The sequence below is a fragment of the Pannus brasiliensis CCIBt3594 genome, assembly GCF_036688125.1.
Taxonomy (GTDB): Bacteria; Cyanobacteriota; Cyanobacteriia; order Cyanobacteriales; family Microcystaceae; genus Pannus; species Pannus brasiliensis.
Genome location: NZ_JBAFSM010000012.1, coordinates 44,041 through 58,231, shown reverse-complemented (window position 1 = coordinate 58,231; position 14,191 = coordinate 44,041). Strand labels below are relative to the sequence as shown.

Below are 14,191 nucleotides of genomic sequence, written 5' to 3'. Positions count from 1 at the left end.
CCGAGTCATCGGCGGACACTTTCTTATTGTAGTGCGATCGCTTTTACCGCCAGTGAATATTTACGCGAAAGTGACCGATTCTGGGCGTATCTCGGCACTTTCGGAAACTTCCGCGATCGAGCGATACCAATTTTCTAGATCGCTGAGGGATCGATCGCTATAGTAACCGTAGCGCTCCCGCTTATTCCGTACCCGCGTTTCTAAGGGAGGCATAATCCCGAAATTCGGCGGCATCGGTTGAAAATGTTTCGGTTCCGCGGTGCTGATGAACTCGAATAACGCGCCCATCATCGTCGTTACCGGTAACGTCACCGGTTCCAATCCCAGCACTAACCGCGCCGCGTTCGTTCCCGCTAACCATCCCCCGGCGGCCGCGGCGGTATAGCCTTCCGTCCCCACCAGTTGCCCGGCCGCGAGTAGGGTGGGACGGGAATGAAACTGGAGAGTGGGGGAAAGTAATTTCGGGGAGTTAATAAAAGTATTCTTGTGCATCACTCCCATACGGACGAATTCGGCGTTTTCCAATCCGGGGATAAGGCGGAAAATGCGTTTCTGTTCGCCCCACTTCAAATTCGTCTGAAAACCGACCATATTCCACAACTGCCCCGCTTTATCTTCCATCCGCAGTTGAATGACCGCGTAGGGACGTTGATCCGGGTAGCGGGGATCGCCGAGTCCGACCGGTTTTAGCGGGCCGTAGCGCATGGTATCCTCGCCCCGTCGCGCCAGTTCCTCGATCGGTAGACAAGCCTCGAAAAATTTGGCGTTTTCCCGTTCAAAATCTTTTAATTCCGCTTGTTCGGCCCGACAGAGTTCTTGCCAGAAATGGAGATACTGTTCCTTGTTCATCGGACAGTTGAGGTAGGCCGCCTCGCCTTTATCGTAGCGGGAAGCGAGGAAAGCGATCGAACGATCGATCGAATCGCCCACGATAATCGGACTGGCCGCGTCGAAAAAGCTGAGGTAGTCCATCCCGGCGAAATGCTGGAGATCTTCCGCCAACGCCGGACTGGTCAGCGGGCCGGTAGTTAAAACGACCACTCCATCCCTCGGTATTTCGCCGATCTCCCCACGTTTTAAGGTGATTAGCGGGTGATTGGCGAGATTTTCTGTCAATTCTGAACTAAACACGCCCCGATCGACCGCTAAAGCCCCTCCCGCGGGAACACTGTGGTGATCGGCCGACGCGATAATCACCGAACCCAGCCGGCGCAACTCCTCGTGGAGTAATCCGGCCGCTCGATCGACCGCCATCGCCCCGAACGAGTTACTACAGACCAATTCGGCGAGATATTCGGTATGGTGGGCGGGACTGGAGCGGATCGGGCGCATTTCGTGCAATATCACGGGAATCCCGGCGCGCGCGATCTGCCACGCGGCCTCGGTTCCCGCCAATCCTCCCCCGATAACGTGAATCGCTCGATCGCTCATGATACCTCTTGCAAAATTTTAAAATTGTCGTGTGGTTAGGGAGTCAGGAGTCAGGAGTCAGGAGACCGTAGGGTGGATTAGCGAAGCGTAATCCACCGAAAAACAAGCTCTAGGAGTCAGGAGAAAGAACATTATCGCTAAAATTTTCAGAAAACACTTATTTATGGTGTATAATTCCGATTTTTGAAGTTTTTAAACCCTCAAAAACGAATCGTGTAAGAGGTCTATGACCTATCGGTTATCGACGCTTTATCTTCATTCTAAGCTTTCTAGACTTTGTACCGAATTGACGATCGATCGCCAAAAAAGTTAGAAAGTCGCGATCGATCGAGATAAAACAGCGATAGTTCTCATTTTATCATTCCTTCTTATTTCTATCTTTGCCCGGTTCCCATCGATCGGCTCCTATCTTCTCCCGATGCAGAAACTTTTGATTTCTAGAATAGACCTCCGGCAAAAGTGAGGGGGGAAAGTATAATTTAACTTAAAAATGACGATTTTAAACGTTTTTTAGAATAAAAATTCAGTATTTAGATTCTTAAAAAGTCTTTACTTTTCCTTTCTCCTCCTGACTCCTGACTCCTGGCTCCTGACTCCTGTCCCCACGAGAAATTTTTGATTTTTGCAGGAGGTCTAATCGGTTTCCTGTCCTACAATGCAAAGTAGGACTCCCGCCGATAGCCGACCGAGATGAGAACGATCGCCCGAATTAACGAGAAAATTCACGAGAAAACCGCCGTTGTCTGGACGGTGGAGGAAGCGAAACGAAAAATCGCCGAGATCGGCTTAAAAGAAGCTTTCCAACAGGTAGACGTGATCTGTACGGGGACTTTCGAGCCGATGGAATCTTCTGGCGCGCTCATCAATCTTGGACAGACCGATCCGCCGATTAAAATCCGGCAGTGTTGGCTCGATGGTATCCCGGCCTACGCGGGTTTCGGCGCGGTCGATCTGTATCTGGGGGCGAGCGCGATGGGCGATGTCGGCACTAAAATGGATGGCACCGATGGAGAACATCGAGAAAGCGAACGCGGCGGCGGACACGTTATCGAGGATCTGATCGCGGGAAAAGCGATCCATCTGCGCGCGATCGGCCAGGTGACGGACTGTTACCCCCGATCGACTTTTGAAACCACCATCACTAAAGACACGATCAATCAATTCTATCTTTTCAATCCGCGCAATCTCTACCAGAATTTTATCGTCGGTGTGAACGGGGGCGATCGACTTCTTTACACCTATCTCGGCCCTCTACAGCCGCGCCTCGGTAACGCCGTTTATTGTAACCCCGGCGCGATCTCCCCACTTTTTAACGATCCAGATTTACAGGCGATCGGTATCGGCACGCGTATCCTATTAGGAGGGGGAATCGGTTACGTTTCTTGGGAGGGAACCCAACACTTTCCCCTACAAAAACGGCTCGCGAACCATACCCCGATCGGTCCGGCTTCCACGTTAGCGCTCATCGGCGACGCGAAACAGATGGATTCGCGTTGGGTACGCGGCTGTTATTTCAAAAATTACGGGGCTTCTTTACTGTTAGGGGTCGCGGTTCCGATTCCGGTTTTAACCGAGGAAATCTTGCAGAATTGCGCCGTGAAAGACGAGGAAATCGTCGCGCCGGTGGTGGATTTTTCGATTCCCCGACGGGTTCGCCCCACCTTCGGCCTCGTCACCTACGCGAAACTTAAAAGCGGCCGGATCTCGATCGAGGGAAAAAGCGTTCGCGTCGCGCCTCTTGCCAGTATTTATCTTTCCCGTCAAACGGCGATCGATCTTAAAAACCGCATCGAATCGGCGGAATTTACCCTCACCGAACCCGTCGCCCCGATCGCGACCGATCGAGCCTTTATACCACAAGATCGCTGGGGTTCGCGTCTATCGATCGAATGATTTGTAAGGAGGATCGATTATTCTATTCCGAGTAATTTTTTGACACTAATTTCTATCGTGGGAAACGCGAGGGAATAAACCACCCCATCTCGATAAGTTTCCGCGCTCTCGTAATCATTTCCTAGAGGATTTCGGAAGACGTGTAGGGTTCGTGTCTGAAGATCGATAACCCAATATTCCCGGATTCCCGCGCTGGCGTATACGTTTTTTTTCAAGCTTAAATCTTTTTTCAGGGTGCTATCCGAGATCTCGATGATCCAATAGATATCTTCGGGATGGGGGTGACGATTTCTGTAGTTAGTAATAGGAAGACGAATTATCGCGATATCGGGTTCTGGTTCTGAATCCGGCAACGTGATGGGATGAGCTTCACTGATAATCGCCTGTTGTCCTAATAACGATCGTAAATAAGTAACACCACTCATATTCAGAAAATGGTGAAACGGACTCTCCGGACTCATGTCAATAATTTCTCCCTTCATTAATTCCACGGGACGATCTTCTAAAATTCCCGCTTCGATTATGCGGTGATAGTCTTCCACTGTCCATCGAGTTAGAGTGTACATCGTTGTCGGGGTAGGAGAAAATCGAAAGTAAAGCCCTAATAAGATTTTAAAAGAATTTTAGGGATTCGGTCAAGGCTGGAGGCGGCGATCGAGGGAAAAAACGGATCGGCAGAGTTTACCGTCACCGAACCCGTCACCCCGATCGCTTTTTGATAATTGTCAGGGTTCGCGTCTATCGATCGAGTGATTTACAAAGCGGTCGATCGAGTGCAAACCGCACAACTACAACCGATATGTCGGAAGATCGGGTTTTCCTCGCGATTGGCCGGGTTAAGAATCGCCATTTCTAGGCTTGTATTCATTCCCTGTAGATGAACCGGGGAAGATTCGGGGGAAGCCTGTACCGCGTTGGTCAAAATTAACAGCGATAATAGACTACTAGAGGCGGTGGATAGAACGAGCATTTTTCGGGTCATAGTTTCTCGGAAAATTCACGTTAATTTATCGCTAATTGTAACGTTAGTCGATGGAAATCGCCAGATCGCGCCATGAGTCGTTATTCCTTCACCGTCCCGGATTCGATCGAGTCCGCGAGAGAGATCCAGCAACAAGCTCGATCGCTCGTGATCCCCGAAGATCGGCTCGATCCGGTAGGATTGGTGGCCGGGGTCGATGTCGGTTTCGAGGAGAACAACACCATCACCAAAGCGGCGATCGTCGTGTTAAACTTCCCCTCGCTGGAAGTGGTGGAAACCTCGATCGCCCGAATGCCGACCGGTTTTCCCTACGTGCCGGGTTTCCTCTCTTTTCGGGAAATTCCCGCGATATTAGAAGCATTAGAACATTTAAAAACGAATCCCGATCTCTATCTCTGCGATGGGCAGGGAATCGCCCACCCGCGGCGCCTGGGGATCGCGTCCCATTTAGGGGTCGCGATCGATCGACCGACGATCGGCGTGGCGAAATCCTTACTGGTGGGCAAACACGCGCCGCTAGGGGAAGAAAAAGGCGCGTGGACACCCTTAATCGATAAAAAAGAAACGATCGGCGCGGTTTTCCGCTCCCGTACCCGCGTGAAACCGTTGTATATCTCGATCGGGCATCGGGTGAGTCTGGAAACGGCGATCGATCGAGTCTCGCGATGTCTGACGAAATATCGTTTACCAGAACCCACCCGTCTCGCGGATAAATTATCGAAAAAAGAGGGAGGAGAAGTCAGAAATCTAGGAACCTAGAAAGGCAGAATCTATCATCGAGGATCGAGTTTCCCCAATCAAGCCCTGTCCACTAACCTAGCGTTAAATATCCCCTGAAAGCTGGAAATCAAGATACTCGGTTTTGTAACTCTCGATCGAGTAATTTTCGTTTACTTTATTTTCTTAAATATATTCGATGAGTTCCTGAATTTACAGGGTGGTTCGATTCCTGTACGGACGGGTTGGGAAGCCCGCCCCTACCGTTCCTACCTCTGATAAACTTCTTCCCGTAACACCTCGCTCGGCTCGAAGCCGTAGCGGTCGCGCACGAGATAGAGAGGTCGTCCCTTGACTTCCTCGTACACCCGGCCGATATACTCGCCGATGATGCCCAGGGTGAGTAATTGAATTCCCCCGAGAAAGAGGACGGCTACCATAGTCGAAGCGTAGCCCGGTACGTCGATGCCGAAAACGATCGTTCGGGCGATCAAAAACAGCGCGTAGAGGAGAGCCGGACAAGCGATCGAGAATCCCACGTATGTCCAAACTTTTAGGGGGAGAAAACTAAAAGAAGTAATGCCGTCGAGCGCGAAATTCCATAACTTCCAGTAATTCCATTTGGTTTGTCCCAGATGTCGGGGTTGTCGATCGAAAAAAATCGCCGTCTGTTTATACCCCACCCACGCGAACAGGCCTTTCATAAACCGGTTGCGCTCCGGCATCTTCTTGAGCGACTCTACCACCTGTCGATCGAGCAGGCGAAAATCGCCCGTATTCGGGGGAATGGGAAAATCGCTCACTTTATTAATAATTTTATAAAAAGCGCCCGCGGTGAAGCGTTTTAACCAGGTCTCTCCGTTTCTCTCCCGACGGGACGCGTAAACCACGTCATAGCCCTCGCGCCATTTCTCGACCATTTCGGCGATCAATTCCGGGGGATCTTGGAGGTCGGCATCGATGGGAATGACCGCCAATCCCCGCGCGTAGTCGATTCCCGCCGTCATCGCGATATCCTTGCCGAAATTCCGCGACAGATTCACCACTTTAATACTCGGGTACCGGTAATGATAATCGAGCAACCCCGCGAGGGTATTATCGCGACTACCATCGTTGACGCAGACGATCTCGTAGCTCTTGTCGAGGCCGTCGAGAACCGAGAGAAGTCGCCCGAATAAAGCGTCGAGATTCTCTTCCTCGTTATATACGGGAACGACGACGGAGATTTCCACGAGGCCGGGAGAATATAACATACTTTATACCCAAGAGCTTCAAACAAATCTTAATGTTTTTCCCCGATCTTGGACAAGATGTTAGTGGCGATTTTGGACAATCCGTTACAAGCCTTCCACCAGAACTCTCTCGTATTCGGCTCCCGCCCGTTCCCAAGTATACTTTTCTTCGATTAACGCGCGACCGTTCCGGGATAGGGTTTCTCGTAAATCGGCGGATTCAAATAAACGGGAGATTTCCGTCACGTACTCGCCGACATTATTGGCTCTTAACGCCCGTAACGGTACGTTTTCCCCGTCTACGGCCAATCCTTCTAATCCTCGATCGCTCGCGACCACCGGGGTTCCCGCGGCCATCGATTCTAAGGTTTTAAATTTCATCCCGAAACCTGTCCGGAGAGGGAGGACAGCCACCGTCGCCCGATGTAAATAATCGGCGATCGAGGGAACCCGTCCCGTCACCGTCACACCGGGCGATTTTTCTAACTCCCGCACTTCCGCGGCAGGATTCGCCCCCACCAGCGTGACCGTCGCGTTCGGGTATTTTTCCCGCAAACGGGGTAGAATTTCCCGTGCCAGAAAACAGGCCGCGTCGATATTGACAAAATAATCGAGTCCGCCGACGAAAATTAAATGATGGCCGCCCGGATCGCGGGGACGGTAGGGAAATAGGTCGAGATCGACCGCGTTGGGGATGAGAAACACCTCGCCATCGGGGACGAATTCTTTCATCTGGCGCTCGTCGTCGTCGGTCGTCACCACGACGCGGGAGAATTTGCGCGCGCTATCGCGTTCGTAACGGCGCAGGAGGGGCAGATAGAGGCGATCGCGCGCTTCCCGGCTAGAAACGCCGATCTCTAGCTGATTTTTGCAGGTTTGATACACGGAACTATGGATATCGATCACGGTGCGAATCTGTCCTTTCCATTCCGGGCGCACGTAGATCTCGTTGACGCTATGCTCGCTGGTAATCACCGAAAACCGCTTCTCGCGAACCGCGGTATCGATCCAGTCCTGCATTTCCCGCGAGTAGCCGAAAAGAACGTTCGGAGGGGTTCCTTTCTGTACAAACCGCCCGAACCGACCGATTTTTGCCAAAACACTGTTATTAACTCCCGTCGGACGGGGAAAAACGACGAGATCTTCCACGAAATGACGTAATTTTTCCACTTCCTCGTCGGTCACGTCGGGGGCGCGTTGTACCAGTAGGGTGATCGCGTGATTTCGGGCGAGGATATTGAGTAAATTAAAGGTTCGCCCGTGGGTTCCTCCCTTGGTCGGCGGGTAGGGAAAGGTAGAACTGAGCATTAAAAGGTTCATAATGACTTCTCCTGGCGAGTTTTGACCATTTCGCGGACGATATCGGGCATGGTATACCGCGCCTGCCAACCGAGTTTTTCCCTCGCTTTGGTCGGGTTGCCGCGGCTGATGGCGAGATCGGTGGGACGGAGGAGACTTCGATCGCTAATGACGTGATCCTGCCAGTTCAAGCCCACGTTCGCGAAAGCCTCGGCGACGAAATCCTCTAATCGGGAACTGACCCCGGTGGCGATCACGTAATCGTCGGGTTCGTTTTGCTGGAGCATTAAATACATGGCGCGGGCGTATTCCGGCGCCCATCCCCAATCTCGTTGAATCTCGATATTCCCTAGATGTAGGGTTTCCGGGCTACCGTCCGCGATCCGGCAGGCGGCGGCGATGATTTTCTGGGTGACGAAACGTTCGGGACGCAGGGGGGATTCGTGATTGAACAGGATGCCGGAACAGGCGAAGAGTCCGTAGGCCTCGCGGTAGTTAGCGACCTCCCAGAAGGCGGCGGCTTTGGCGACCGCGTAGGGACTGCGGGGACGGAAGGGGGTGGTTTCGTCCGCGGGTCGATCGCCGATATCGCCGAAACACTCGCTCGATCCGGCGTTGTAGAATTTAATGGCCGCTCCCGTGAACCGGATCGCTTCGAGAAGGTTCAAGGTTCCGGTGGCGATACTTTCCAGCGTCTCGACCGGTTGCTCGAAGGACAGGCCGACGGAACTCTGTCCCGCGAGATTATACACTTCATCCGGTTGGATTTTTTTCAAGACTTGGAGGACACTGCGGAAGTCGTTGAGCGCCATCGATTCCAGTTTGACCCGTTCTTTGATGCCGAGACGGGTTAGATTGGAAAACGAGGACATGGCCGCGTCCCGCGAGGTTCCGCAGACGGTATAACCTTCCTGTAAGAGGATTTCGGCAAGATACGCCCCATCCTGCCCCGATATACCACAAATCAACGCCTTTTTACTCATTCATTTACAAATATTTATTTTTTAGCCGTGAATAAAGATTTAACGACCTCGCCTAGATAACCGACCTGACCGTAGGCGTAGAGGAGGTTATCGAAGCGTTCCGCGGGTTCGTTGATAAATTTCAAGGATTTATAGAGACCGCGGGCGAGACGTTCACCACCTCGTTTAAATTGAATGAATCCCGTTCTTCCCGCCACCTCCTCGCGATAGTGTTCGCTAACTCCCTGCCACCAACTGCGCTCGATAAACCATCGCGGATGGGTTCGTTCCGGGGCGACATTGTGTTCCACGAGCGCGTCGGGAAAGTAGGCTACCTGCCAACCCCGATCGAGCGCCAGTTCGGTCATGTATAATTCCTCGTTGGAGAGGAGCCTTTTGCCGATCCGTCCTAAATTCGGGTCGAAACCGCCGACTTGTTCCAGGAATTCCCGCCGTATCGAGTAATTCACGCCTCTAGGGGTAAGATTGGCGTTCGTGATATAGACTACCTCGTCACCGAGATCGAAAGCGCCCAAACCGTCGGCCAGACTATCGGAGAGCCAATCCGGTCGCGGTTGTCCCGGCGGCCAGATCAGGGTGACTCTGCCGCCGGCGATGGCTAGTTTGTCGTTGGACTCGTAGGCGTTTACAAGGATCTGTAACCAGCCTGGACTGGCCACGGCATCGTCATCGAGATAGGCGAGAAAGGGAGCGGTCGTTTCTCTCGCGCCGCGGTTGCGGGCGGTAGAGAGTCCTAAAACGGGTTCGTAGACGTATTGAAGACGGGAATCGCCGAGACGGGCCTCGACTACCGAACGGGTGTTATCGGTCGAGGCATTATCGACGACGACGATCTGGAAATCGGCACAATCTTGCGCGAGAAGACTATCGATCGCTCCCGCTAGATAATGATCCCGATTATGGGTGCAGATAATCCCGGCAATTTTCGGCGACATGGATATCGAGGTTGTCGGTGAACACCCTAAAACTTACCATCCCTGACCGCAAAAGAGAAGGGCGAGCGGGTATCGATCGCCGGGAGTCCCGTTTTAAATATTCCGCCAGTACCAACGGGTCACGTCGGTCAAGCGCCGTTTGACCCCGCGAGGTAGGGTAAACGTTACTCCCATCCATTGATAGGGTAATTCCCCGATCACGTGATATTTGGAAGAAATCGTCATATTGGACGGTAGTTCCATTTTCCAGCGCTTGAAACTGGCGACGCAATTTTCCGTGATCTCCCCCCGACTGGTGCTTTCTCCGAAAACCACTAAATTGTTTTCCACCATGAGTTGTTTTTCTCCGGGGAGTTTCGGCAGATCGAAACTATCCATCGTTTTGGCGACAAACGGGCGATCGGGAAAACTTTCAAAAATTCTCCGTATCCCTTTCACCCGGATAAATTGATGCGACCAGGTATCGGGTAAATAGGTGCCATCCGAGTACACGGTCTCTCGTAAAATCTGTCCTTTGGGGGTTAAAATTTCTACGCCTTCTTTAATATATTTATCGCTTTTAAAATATCCGCCAGCGCGATTGCGCGCGTAGTTAACGACCAATACATCCGGCCCGGCGTGGTCGATCACGAAATCGTGAATATCATTGACTTTATCTTCTTGAATACGCATAATATAGCGATCGTCCATGCACCAGAAAATCCATTCTTCATCGGGCAGGTCTTTTAAAAGCGTTAAAACGGTTTCTTTGATAGGATTAAAGAGCTTGGGGGATTTCTCGATCTCGGCGGGCGATAGCGCTCTCGCGCAATCCATCTGTACGAGTTCTACCCGATCGCCGAAGCGCGAGCGATCGAGCGGATTCTCGCCGTAGGGAACTCGAAAAGTAAAAGGATGACTCGGCCAGAACTTCTGATAGGTGTAGATCGTGTGTTCGGCGAACTTCATGTATTTATCGTAGGTTAAAACAATCGCTTTCATCGATATACTCCTAGGGCGACGATGGGAACGTCGCGATTAATTGGAAAAGATAACTCTGTTCGGGGAAATTGACAATCCCGAACCGTTCGGGCGAGGTGAACTTTCGTTATCGATCGCCCCTCGATTTACCCGCGAGAAAGAGGCTCCCTCTCGCTCGATCCGCTGAATACCCGGAGCGGATCTCGCCCGCGCCGACGCTAGGATAACGCGAGAATCGGACGGGGGAAAGGCGCGCTCCTATCCGGATCATCTGTCGATCGCCGGGAGCGGGAAAGAGCGGGAATTTGTGGTTCCGTCTGTTTACATTGAGAATGAATCTTAGCATAACCGTCGCGAGATAGAAAATATTCCCCGTCGCGCCGGTAGAAATCGTCCGCTACCGTTCTCCCGATCGATCGATTGACAACCTCCTCGATCGACGCGATGATCGGGTCGAGATCGCCCGAATCCCGATCGCCGCCCCCTCTCTATGCCGAAAGTTTCCGTTTGTATTCCCACCTATAACCGCGCGGATTATCTCGTCTATTCGATAAATAGCGTCCTCGCGCAAACCTACCCGGATTTCGAGTTGATCGTCTGCGATGATGGCTCGATCGATCGAACCCCGGAAATGATGGCGGGATATACCGATCCGCGAATTCGCTATCTCCGCCACCCGAAGAATATCGGCCGCAGTTTGAACATGAAATCGGGTTTCGAGGCGGCTACGGGCGAGTATTTTATTAAATTCGACGATGATGACGGGTTAACGCCGGAATTTCTGGCGAGAACGGTGGCGGTACTCGATCGAGATCCAACAGTCGATTTCGTCTGTAGCGATCACTGGATTATCGATCGCGACGGGCAACGCGCGGAAGCGGCGACGAAAGCAAATTCGGCGAAATGGGGCAAGAATAAACTAAAAGAAGGAATTATTCCCGATCTAGTCCGCCAGACCTTTCAATACCAAAGCTTACAGGTAGGATCGACCCTTTTCCGGCGCGCCGCTCTCGCGGAGGTGGGGTATATGCGCTCCGAGGCGGACGGGTGCGAGGATTTCGATCTGCTCGTCCGTCTGGCGCTGGCGGGTAAACGGGGGTATTTCCTCCCGGAATTGCTGATGGAGTACCGTTTTCACGGGGGACAAACCAGCGTCCGGCAGGCGATCCATTTTCTGAGCGCGAAATCTTTCTGTCTGGAGAGCTATCGTTTCGACGATGCCGAGTTAGAAAAAGAACGGGTGAAACGGTTGGCCGTTTTGCGGGAATCTCTGGGCTTGAGGCTGATCGAGCGGGGAGATACCGAACGAGGACGGGAATTGTTAGAAAAAGCGGCGGAAGTGCTGGGAAAATCGCGTCGATCAAGCTTCGGTCTCCTGCTGTCCTATTTCCCGGTCAATCTCCGGGGAATGGCTTTCGAGACTTTCCGGAAACTGCGCCCCAAAGATTATACCGAACGGGTACGGGAATCCGGGTGAGGTGAGGGAGATGGGGGAGTTTTTGGGGGAAAAGGGGAAGGGGAAAAGGGAAAAGACTATTTTTAAGCCGTTCACCTTTACTCTTTACTCCTGCCTCCTGCCTCCTGCCTCCTGCCTCCTGACTCCTGCCTCCTGCCTCCTGACTCCTGACTCCTACCTCCCGCCTCCTGCCTCCCGCCTTAGAGAACGGGAACTTCCGGGGCGATCGGGTTATCGAGATCGATCGGGTTCGCCTCGCGCTCGGCTAGGGGGATAGTGACCTCGACCTTGGTACCGAAACCCTTTCCCTCACTGAATAGGGAAATATCGCCGCCCATCAATTCCATCAGATTTTTGGAAATCGCCAATCCTAAGCCCGTACCGCCGAATTTTCGGGTGGTGGAACCGTCGATCATCACGAAGGGGCGGAATAGTCGGGATTGTTGACTCGGGGCGATGCCGATTCCCGTATCGATCACCGTGACGACGGCCCGATCGTCTCTGGCTTCTGTAGAAATCGAGATTTCCCCGATCTCGGTAAATTTCGTGGCGTTAGACAGTACGTTCAGGATGACCTGTTTGAATTTCGCGGGATCGGCGTAAATTTTGAGATTTTGCCGGCTCTCCCGTACCGTTAACCGGAGTTTTTTGTGCTGGATCTGGATTCCCTGTAAACTGACTACTTCGGTTATGATATCGTGTAAATTGACGATTTCAAGGTTTACCGATTGTTTTCCCGCTTCTATTTTGGCTATATCGAGAATATCGTTAATAATTCCCAATAAATGAACCGCCGCCCCGTCGGCCTGTTGTAAGAACTCGCGCGCTTCTTCCTCGCTATCGCATAGTCCATCTTTGACACAGCGAATACAACCGATAATCCCGTTGAGCGGGGTGCGTAATTCGTGGGAGGTGGTGGCGAGAAACTCGTTTTTCAGACGGTTGGCGTTTTGGGCCTCTTTCCAACTGAGGACGATTTCTTCCCCCCAGTCGCGTAGGCGCCCGATCATTTCCTCCAGGGCGCTCGATAGCTGGTTAATCTCGCGGATATGGAAATCTCGCGGGAGCGGCTGTTTAAAGTGAATATTATCCGTATTGATGGCGTAATCCCGTAATTTTTCTAACGGACGGGCTAACTCGCGGGCGATGAGGAGAATGGCGATGAGAGAGGCGATCGATAGAGCGGAAACGAGATAGAAAATGGTCTCCCAGATCTGTCCCAGGGGCGCGAGCGCGGTATTCACGGTACTGACCGCCAGAACCACCCATTTTTCCCCGGATTCCCCGGTTATCGGGCTGGGAATCGCGCTGTATCCCGCCACCAATTCCTCCCCGTCCCGCTCGAAAGAGAATAGGTGTAGAAAGTCCCGTCGCCCCTGGATCGCGTTCTCGATGATGCTTTTCAACCGGCTCGCGTCCGCTTCTCGATCGATATGCCGACCGATCCGATCGCCGTAGGGATGGGCGAGAATCGTGCCATTTTGGGCGATCACGACCGGGTATCCCGATAGAGTTCCCGATCGAACCGTCTCCCCGTAGAGCGGGGAAGCTTGCCAGATCAGAACCTGTTGCAATTTTCCCAGGCTATTGTAGACGGGAGCGGCGAAAAGTAATTCGAGTTGATGGTTTTTGGCTTTATCGCCCCGCTCGCCCGCCGGGAGGACATTTTGAATGAAAATGTCGTCGGTATCGGCCCGACCTTCCCGCGAGAGTTTCCGCCAACGTTCGATCGGGAATCCGGCGGTAGGGACGGGGACGGGGGAAGATTGAAACAGGGGGCGCCCCGTCCCGATATCGAGGAGCGTGACGCGATCGACGGGAATCGGGAAACGCTCGATCGTCCGGCGTAGAAATTCCTTCTTCCGCGGGAGGGATTCCTGTTCGAGTACGGCGCTCTCGCTAATACTGAGGAGATTGGCCGATAGTATCTCTATCTTTTGATGGATACCGTCCGCCTTCCGGATAGCACTCTCGGTGAGGTTTTGGCGCGCCGTTTCTAGAAAGGCCGATCGGGCCTTACGATAGGTAACGTAGACTCCCATCAGTAACACGGGAACGCTAACTAGCAGAAGACGAGAGAGAAGAATACGGCGAAAGGAAGACTGACCCATAGGCGTAGAGAGGAGGTTTCGATTTTTGCCGTCAGAGAAGGCGGAAAATGGGAGGTAGAAGGCGGGAGGCTTTTAGCTATGGCTTTCGAGGGGCGAGTTTCTTAGCTCTAGCTACTATTAGAGATCTAGTAGCTGACGGCTGACCGCTTAACAGGAGAGGCTTGTAACCCGTCGGTTTACGGTCAAACTCTA

The 14,191-nt window shown here is 52.5% G+C and carries 12 protein-coding genes; 3 read left to right on the top strand and 9 right to left on the bottom strand.

What is annotated here, in order from left to right:
- Positions 1-60 precede the first annotated feature (60 nt).
- Entirely contained in the window at positions 61-1,431 is a 1,371-nt protein-coding gene (gene trmFO, locus V0288_RS07970; protein WP_332864545.1) for an FADH(2)-oxidizing methylenetetrahydrofolate--tRNA-(uracil(54)-C(5))-methyltransferase TrmFO, read from the bottom strand.
- A 690-nt stretch (positions 1,432-2,121) separates the two neighbouring features.
- On the opposite strand from trmFO, the gene V0288_RS07965 reads away from it, so the two are divergent.
- Positions 2,122-3,324, top strand: coding sequence for a homocysteine biosynthesis protein (locus tag V0288_RS07965; protein ID WP_332864544.1), 1,203 nt, complete (start codon positions 2,122-2,124; stop codon positions 3,322-3,324).
- A 17-nt stretch (positions 3,325-3,341) separates the two neighbouring features.
- Here V0288_RS07965 and V0288_RS07960 read toward each other — a convergent pair whose 3' ends face one another.
- Positions 3,342-3,890 (bottom strand): Uma2 family endonuclease, encoded by a 549-nt coding sequence (locus V0288_RS07960; RefSeq protein ID WP_332864543.1) that lies wholly within the window; start codon positions 3,888-3,890, stop codon positions 3,342-3,344.
- A gap of 188 nt (positions 3,891-4,078) precedes the next feature.
- Positions 4,079-4,306: a hypothetical protein gene (locus V0288_RS07955; protein ID WP_332864542.1), complete on the bottom strand. Its 228-nt coding sequence runs from the start codon at positions 4,304-4,306 to the stop codon at positions 4,079-4,081.
- 72 nt (positions 4,307-4,378) lie between these two features.
- Between V0288_RS07955 and nfi the strand changes: the two genes are divergently transcribed.
- The gene (gene nfi / locus V0288_RS07950) at positions 4,379-5,065 is read left to right on the top strand and encodes a deoxyribonuclease V (protein ID WP_332864541.1); all 687 of its coding nucleotides are present in this window, start codon (positions 4,379-4,381) and stop codon (positions 5,063-5,065) included.
- Positions 5,066-5,292: 227 nt separating this feature from the next.
- Here nfi and V0288_RS07945 read toward each other — a convergent pair whose 3' ends face one another.
- From V0288_RS07945 to V0288_RS07925, 5 genes are all read right to left on the bottom strand, one after another.
- On the bottom strand, positions 5,293-6,276 hold the full coding sequence (locus V0288_RS07945; RefSeq protein WP_332864540.1) for a glycosyltransferase family 2 protein: 984 nt from the start codon (positions 6,274-6,276) through the stop codon (positions 5,293-5,295).
- Positions 6,277-6,360: 84 nt separating this feature from the next.
- On the bottom strand, positions 6,361-7,575 hold the full coding sequence (locus tag V0288_RS07940; protein ID WP_332864539.1) for a glycosyltransferase family 4 protein: 1,215 nt from the start codon (positions 7,573-7,575) through the stop codon (positions 6,361-6,363).
- Complete coding sequence (locus V0288_RS07935) at positions 7,572-8,537, bottom strand: GDP-mannose 4,6-dehydratase (RefSeq protein ID WP_332864538.1); 966 nt, start codon at positions 8,535-8,537, stop codon at positions 7,572-7,574. The genes V0288_RS07940 and V0288_RS07935 overlap by 4 nt, the downstream gene beginning before the upstream one ends.
- Before the next feature lie 14 nt (positions 8,538-8,551).
- Positions 8,552-9,472, bottom strand: coding sequence for a glycosyltransferase family A protein (locus V0288_RS07930; protein WP_332864537.1), 921 nt, complete (start codon positions 9,470-9,472; stop codon positions 8,552-8,554).
- 93 nt (positions 9,473-9,565) lie between these two features.
- Positions 9,566-10,453 (bottom strand): hypothetical protein, encoded by an 888-nt coding sequence (locus V0288_RS07925; protein ID WP_332864536.1) that lies wholly within the window; start codon positions 10,451-10,453, stop codon positions 9,566-9,568.
- A 469-nt stretch (positions 10,454-10,922) separates the two neighbouring features.
- Between V0288_RS07925 and V0288_RS07920 the strand changes: the two genes are divergently transcribed.
- Positions 10,923-11,909, top strand: coding sequence for a glycosyltransferase family 2 protein (locus tag V0288_RS07920; RefSeq protein WP_332864535.1), 987 nt, complete (start codon positions 10,923-10,925; stop codon positions 11,907-11,909).
- Positions 11,910-12,088: 179 nt separating this feature from the next.
- Here V0288_RS07920 and V0288_RS07915 read toward each other — a convergent pair whose 3' ends face one another.
- Entirely contained in the window at positions 12,089-13,999 is a 1,911-nt protein-coding gene (locus tag V0288_RS07915; RefSeq protein ID WP_332864534.1) for a sensor histidine kinase, read from the bottom strand.
- Positions 14,000-14,191: the final 192 nt, after the last annotated feature.

Bases quoted from the DNA above. Each gene is read 5' to 3' on its own strand.
- trmFO (WP_332864545.1), bottom strand. From the start codon at position 1,431: ATGAGCGATCGAGCGATTCACGTTATCGGGGGAGGATTGGCGGGAACC.
- V0288_RS07965 (WP_332864544.1), top strand. From the start codon at position 2,122: ATGAGAACGATCGCCCGAATTAACGAGAAAATTCACGAGAAAACCGCC.
- V0288_RS07960 (WP_332864543.1), bottom strand. From the start codon at position 3,890: ATGTACACTCTAACTCGATGGACAGTGGAAGACTATCACCGCATAATC.
- V0288_RS07955 (WP_332864542.1), bottom strand. From the start codon at position 4,306: ATGACCCGAAAAATGCTCGTTCTATCCACCGCCTCTAGTAGTCTATTA.
- nfi (WP_332864541.1), top strand. From the start codon at position 4,379: ATGAGTCGTTATTCCTTCACCGTCCCGGATTCGATCGAGTCCGCGAGA.
- V0288_RS07945 (WP_332864540.1), bottom strand. From the start codon at position 6,276: ATGTTATATTCTCCCGGCCTCGTGGAAATCTCCGTCGTCGTTCCCGTA.
- V0288_RS07940 (WP_332864539.1), bottom strand. From the start codon at position 7,575: ATGAACCTTTTAATGCTCAGTTCTACCTTTCCCTACCCGCCGACCAAG.
- V0288_RS07935 (WP_332864538.1), bottom strand. From the start codon at position 8,537: ATGAGTAAAAAGGCGTTGATTTGTGGTATATCGGGGCAGGATGGGGCG.
- V0288_RS07930 (WP_332864537.1), bottom strand. From the start codon at position 9,472: ATGTCGCCGAAAATTGCCGGGATTATCTGCACCCATAATCGGGATCAT.
- V0288_RS07925 (WP_332864536.1), bottom strand. From the start codon at position 10,453: ATGAAAGCGATTGTTTTAACCTACGATAAATACATGAAGTTCGCCGAA.
- V0288_RS07920 (WP_332864535.1), top strand. From the start codon at position 10,923: ATGCCGAAAGTTTCCGTTTGTATTCCCACCTATAACCGCGCGGATTAT.
- V0288_RS07915 (WP_332864534.1), bottom strand. From the start codon at position 13,999: ATGGGTCAGTCTTCCTTTCGCCGTATTCTTCTCTCTCGTCTTCTGCTA.